Below are 1,905 nucleotides of genomic sequence, written 5' to 3'. Positions count from 1 at the left end.
TACGCGCTCCGCAGCCGCATCGAGTGCTTCATCAACCGCCTGAAGAACAACCGCCGCGTCGCCACTCGATATGACCAGACCGCCAACAGCTTCTTCGGCTTCGCCGCCCTGTCCTCAATCCGCCTATGGATCAGCTTTGTCCACGCGTCCTAGGGGACCCATTGGAGACAAACACCCTCAAGCAGCACTGACGACGTGTTTGGCGGTGCGGTCTGCCTCCGAGCCTGCAACTTCCGGGAACAGGTGCAGCGCGGCGTATTGCAGCAGCATGATGGTTTTGGCATCGCAGATCTCGCCACGTTGCATCATCGCCAGCGCTTTCGCGATGGGCACCTCCAGGATGTCGATGTCTTCCCCTTCCATTTCGTTGCCGCCCCCCGCGGCAACCCGGTCGGCAGGGTCGTAGGCGCCGACGAAGAAGAACAGCTTCTCCGTGACCGATCCAGGGCTCATGAAGGCCTGGAAGACCTGCCGGACGTCGCGCACGCGGTAGCCCGTCTCCTCCTCCGTCTCGGCGCGGATGCGCTGCTCCGGGCTGGCTTCGTCCAGAAGCCCGGCGGGCACCTCAATCAGCAGCCGCTCGTAGCCGTTGACGAAGGTAGGATAGCGGAACTGCCGCGTCAGGATCACCGTGCGGCGCGCAGGATCGTAGAGCAGGATCGCGGCGCCATTGCCGCGATCATAAGCCTCCCGGCTCTGCTGTTGCCAGGTGCCGTCTCGCCGTCGATACCGGAAAGTGGTTTTAGTTAGTATATACCAGTTGTCCGAAAGGACCTCAACATTCTCAACCTGGACACGATCTGTGACGCTCATGCTGTTATTGGCCATTGCACGAATCTTCCCGAAATGCGCGATTTTTTCCTGATTCAAAGCTTATTCGTGCATACTCAGGATAGGTCAAGTAGATTCATGCAGGCAGGGATTCAATGCTGACACGTGAGCGGAAAGACCACATCCTCGCCATCCTGCAGCGGGACGGGCGCGTGGTTGCCAAGGTGGTCAGCCAGCAGCTCGGCCTTTCGGAAGACACAATCCGCCGGGACTTACGGGAACTCGCAGCTGAGGGGCGGCTGCAGCGGGTTCATGGCGGCGCCCTTCCAGCTTCGGCAGCGATGGCAAGCCTGGCGCAGCGCGAGGATGTCTCCACAGCGGGCAAAGTCGCCATCGGCAAGGCGGCAGCGCGTATGGTGCGTGACGGACAAGTGGTCATGCTCGATGGTGGCACCACAGCGCTGCAGGTTGCCCGACACTTGGCACCGGAGCTGCGCGCCACGGTGGTCACGCACAGCCCTACCGTCACGGCCGAGCTTGGGCGCCATCCCGGCATTGAGGTAGAACTGATCGGCGGACGCCTGTTCAAGCATTCCAGGGTGTCAGTCGGTGCCGCGGCAATGGAGGCCATCGCGCGCATCCGCGCTGATATCTTTTTCATGGGCGTCACCGGCATTCACCCGGAACTCGGCCTCACCACCGGCGATGCCGACGAAGCGGCCATCAAGCGCGCGCTGAGCCGCCAGTCGGCGGAAACTCTGGTGCTCGCCTCACGCGAGAAGCTGGGTGCCGCGTCACCCTTCCGAGTCCTGCCTCTGGAGGAGGTGGACGGATTGGTTGTCGAGGCGGACTTGCCGAGGGAGATGCTACAGTCCTATCTGAACCTGGGTCTTACTGTAGTGCATGATTGACGCTGCTTCAGGCAGAGATCTTCTGGCGATGTCGGCACTGGCACTCGTGATTGCTTTGCCTCTTGCAGCCTCCAAAAGCAGGCCAAGATGCACTAACGAACCGCTGCGAGGAGCCGGCTCGGCTTTGAGAACGGGCAGTTCGTCAGCCTCACTCAGAGCCTGGATTTTGGTGGTGCGGCCGCCGTGGCTGATACCGGGCGCCTGGATCGTCTGCCCCCTTCAT

2 protein-coding genes are annotated in these 1,905 nt (G+C 61.7%); one reads left to right on the top strand and one right to left on the bottom strand.

What is annotated here, in order from left to right:
• Positions 1-177 precede the first annotated feature (177 nt).
• Complete coding sequence (locus tag D2K64_RS23410; RefSeq protein WP_238384398.1) at positions 178-828, bottom strand: NUDIX domain-containing protein; 651 nt, start codon at positions 826-828, stop codon at positions 178-180.
• A gap of 98 nt (positions 829-926) precedes the next feature.
• Between D2K64_RS23410 and D2K64_RS23405 the strand changes: the two genes are divergently transcribed.
• Positions 927-1,682, top strand: coding sequence for a DeoR/GlpR family DNA-binding transcription regulator (locus D2K64_RS23405; RefSeq protein ID WP_120010812.1), 756 nt, complete (start codon positions 927-929; stop codon positions 1,680-1,682).
• Positions 1,683-1,905: the final 223 nt, after the last annotated feature.

Origin of the sequence: Teichococcus vastitatis (assembly GCF_003604215.1) — a bacterium.
Lineage (GTDB): Bacteria > Pseudomonadota > Alphaproteobacteria > Acetobacterales > Acetobacteraceae > Pseudoroseomonas > Pseudoroseomonas vastitatis.
The sequence above is the reverse complement of the archived record's forward strand: the minus strand, read 5'-3'. Positions and strand labels throughout refer to the sequence as shown.

What these genes read in the sequence shown, in the direction of transcription:
- D2K64_RS23410 (WP_238384398.1), bottom strand. Translation starts at nt 828, where the DNA reads ATGGCCAATAACAGCATGAGCGTCACAGATCGTGTCCAGGTTGAGAAT.
- D2K64_RS23405 (WP_120010812.1), top strand. Translation starts at nt 927, where the DNA reads ATGCTGACACGTGAGCGGAAAGACCACATCCTCGCCATCCTGCAGCGG.